The organism is Metabacillus niabensis (genome assembly GCF_902829255.1).
GTDB lineage: Bacteria > Bacillota > Bacilli > Bacillales > Bacillaceae > Metabacillus > Metabacillus niabensis.
On sequence record NZ_CADEPK010000363.1, the window covers coordinates 1 to 3,697 of the forward strand.

Annotated in this window: 3 protein-coding genes and 1 pseudogene; 3 read left to right on the top strand and 1 reads right to left on the bottom strand. The window is 29.6% G+C overall.

The window, feature by feature from the left end; genetic code table 11:
- Positions 1–2 precede the first annotated feature (2 nt).
- From HU235_RS21175 to HU235_RS21185, 3 genes are read left to right on the top strand one after another with little or no spacing between them, the layout of a single operon-like run.
- The gene (locus tag HU235_RS21175; RefSeq protein ID WP_174881496.1) at positions 3–1,163 is read left to right on the top strand and encodes a glycosyltransferase; all 1,161 of its coding nucleotides are present in this window, start codon (positions 3–5) and stop codon (positions 1,161–1,163) included.
- Positions 1,164–1,212: 49 nt separating this feature from the next.
- Positions 1,213–2,181 (top strand): polysaccharide pyruvyl transferase family protein, encoded by a 969-nt coding sequence (locus tag HU235_RS21180; RefSeq protein ID WP_174881497.1) that lies wholly within the window; start codon positions 1,213–1,215, stop codon positions 2,179–2,181.
- A 28-nt stretch (positions 2,182–2,209) separates the two neighbouring features.
- Positions 2,210–3,475 (top strand): peptidase, encoded by a 1,266-nt coding sequence (locus HU235_RS21185; protein WP_174881498.1) that lies wholly within the window; start codon positions 2,210–2,212, stop codon positions 3,473–3,475.
- A gap of 32 nt (positions 3,476–3,507) precedes the next feature.
- Here HU235_RS21185 and HU235_RS24925 read toward each other — a convergent pair.
- Positions 3,508–3,697 (bottom strand): annotated as a pseudogene (locus HU235_RS24925) (hypothetical protein); the annotation flags it as partial.

The following is a 3,697-nucleotide window of genomic DNA, read 5'->3' on the forward strand; positions in this document are numbered from 1 at the left end:
ATATGGAAGTGGGGGGTGTTGAAAGAAGCCTTTTAAGTATGCTTGATAACTTTGATTATAGAAAATACGATGTTGATTTATTTTTATATAAACAACAAGGAGATTTTCTGGATTTGCTATCCCATAATGTTGATTTATTAGAAGAAATACCTCAATATACGACCTTTAGAAAATCAATTATTTGTGTATTTAAAGAAAAACAATTTTTAATTGGACTTGCGCGTGTCTTTTCAAAGATAAAGGCAGATATTAGCTCAAAATTAAGAGGTGTTGTCGAGCCAGGTTATTACCAAATGCAATTGATGTGGTTGTCTGCTCTACCTTTTTTACCATCAGTTGAAAAAGAATATGATGTAGCAATTAGTTATTTATGGCCACATTATTTTGTAGCGGATAAGGTAAAAGCTAGAAAAAAAATTGCATGGATACATACTGATTATTCTACAGTTAATACAAATATTAAAGTAGACATAAAAATGTGGAAGAAATTTGATCATATAGTAACTGTATCAGAATCATGTAAAGAAGCATTTTTAAAAAAATATAGCGAATTAGCTAATAAAATTACAGTAATAGAAAATATTGTTTCTCCGACATTTATTCATGAAATGGCACAAATAAAAGTAAATAATAATATGGTTCATGATGAGAGGTTTAAAATTGTAACAGTAGCTAGATTATCACATGCAAAAGGAATTGATAATGCTGTAAAGGCGTTAAAAATCCTAAAAAATAAAGGTTATAACGATATTGCCTGGTATGTTGTTGGCTATGGTGATGATGAATTAAAAATAAAGGAATTAATCAAAAACTATCAATTAGACGATAGTTTTATTTTATTAGGAAAAAAAACAAACCCTTATCCATATATAAAGGAAGCTGACCTATATGTACAACCATCAAGATATGAAGGTAAGGCTGTTACAGTAGTAGAAGCACAAATACTTTTGAAACCTGTGTTAATAACAAATTATACAACTGCAAAGAGTCAAGTGAAAAATGGAATTAACGGCATGATAACCGAATTATCTGTTGAAGGGATTGCACGTGGAATTGAAACATTATATAAAAATCCAAGTTTAAGAAATACTTTTAGAATAAACTGTGAAAATACAGATTTCAATAATCATTTAGAAATTGAGAAGCTTTATAACATCTTTTAAAGATTATGCTTAGTTAATTATTAGTATTATAAAAAGGAGCATTTACTAAATGGAAAATGTCTTATTATTAGATACATCAGTCGGATCGCTCAACAAAGGAGACGACATAATAATGAAGTGTGTGAAAAAACAATTGTCGGATATAACAAAGAAGGCTTATGTGTTGACATTACCTACTCACGTTTCTCCATTTCATTGGTACCAAGTCGCAAGGAATTCAAATCGAGTACAAATTTATAGTAACGCAAAATATAAATTTGTTGGAGGTTCAAATTTACTTACTATGGATATGTTAACTCACTTTCCACAGTGGAATATTAATATATTTAATTATAAACCATTAAAAGGAAGTATATTACTTGGAGTTGGTGCTGGTAAAGGTTCAGAAATAAACTGGTACACAAAAATGTTGTACAAAAAAGTGCTTTCCCATGAATACATCCATAGTGTAAGAGATGAGAGAACAAAAAAAATTCTTGAAGAGATGGGGTTTAAAGCTTTGAATACTGGTTGTGCGACATTATGGTCTCTTACCCCACAATTATGTAATGAAATACCAACAAAAAAATCAGAATCGGTTATTTTTACTCTTACACATCACTCTAAGGACATGAAAAACGATCAATTATTGATTGATACATTAAATCAACATTATCGCAATGTGTACTTCTGGATCCAGGATGCAAAGGACTTAGAATATTTGAAAACTCTTAATCATACTGAAAAGATTATCCACGTCGCTCCTAGTATTGAAGAGTATGAAAAAATATTAAGTACAGATGTTGATTATGTTGGAACCCGACTACATGGTGGAATATACGCAATGCGACATAAAAAACGCTCTATTATTATTTCGATTGATGAAAGAGCGAAGGGTATGGAAGAAACATATAATCTTAATACCATTGATAGAAATAACCTAAACGAACTTGCTGAAATGATTAATTCTGAAATAGTAACAAATGTAAATGTTAATTTTGATATTGTAAATGAATGGTTAAATCAATTTGAAATTTAGATAGGTTGTGGTGAAACGGGAGGAAAATATGAATAAACTAATCTTAAATAATATTGTAGTGAAAAATAACAGAGTAGATTACTATTTTAGTTTAGAAGGTCAATTACAAAAGTATTTTAGAAATGAAAATCATATGTTTATTGAATATAACTTTGGAGTTGAAGATGTTCCAGTAAGTATATTATCAATTCCATTTGTATCAAATGTTATACCACTCATTTGGATAACAGACTCAGTAATACAGCTAAAACAATTGGATAAAACGTTTTTTGAATGTTTAGATGATTTAAAGGCAGCCTATCAAGAGATGTTTCCATCGGTTAAGTTTAATGGAGCCATTCTCCTTGAGGAAATTGTTCCTAATTATTACGTGCATGAAAAAGAAGCTGCTTCCCTGTTCAGTGGAGGTCTTGATGCACTAACAACTTTTATAAGAATAAAGGATAAAAACCCTCTACTAATTACAGAGTATGGATGGTATGAAAATGAAATAACATATAGTGATGTATGGGAAGCAGATAAACAAAATGCAGTTGATTTTGGTAAAAGGTATGGACTTGATAATATTCTAATCCAATCGAATTATGGTACCTTTTTAAAAGCCGAAGAAATCGACATTGATTTTAAGAGAAAATTAGGAGACTCATGGTGGCATGGTTTACATCATGGATTAGCTATCATTTCTGCAGCAATTCCTATGGCATATCTTTTAAAGGTGAAATGTCTTTATATTGCTAGTTCAAACTCACCCTTATATAAAGTAACATGTGCATCTGATCCTACAGTTGATAATAAGATAAAATTTGCCTCAGGAAAGGTATTTCATGATGCTTACGAACTTACAAGACAGGATAAAGTAAAGGTTGTTGTTGATTATTCCTTAAATTCAAATGAAAAGTTAAATATAAGAGTATGTTTTAAAAATGAGGAAAATTGTTGTAAATGTGAAAAATGCTTACGAACAATCTTAGGAATAATTGCTGAAGGAGAAAATCCGTTAAATTATGGTTTTAATATACACGATAATATTTCTGACCATATTAAAACATATTTGTATCAAGAGGTTAAATTTTTTACCGATACGTTCATTAAAATTTATTGGAATCTGATACAAAATAGGATGAGAGAAAATTATTCAAAAATTAAAAATGAAGATTTACTCGATTGGTTTTTAGATTTTGATTTTGTAAAAGAGCGAAAAAGAGCATTATTAAGATATAGAATAAGAAACTTTATGCCTATATTAAAAAGAAAGCTAAAGATGAAGCTAGATAAAAAGATTGTGTCAAATTAAAAAACAGTAGGTGGATAATGAGAATTGAAAATTCACTTAAAAATATGCTTTTTGGGATCTCGGGACAAGTTATCAGTGCAATTATGGGGTTTGTTGAGAAATTCTTCTCGTGTTTCCACCTTTTCAGCAAGAAGTTGAATTTGATATGGACGGTATTTATTAACTAATAGTCTTTGCTCAGCCTTATGCGTTTCAATAAAATCAACCTTAATAATATCAACA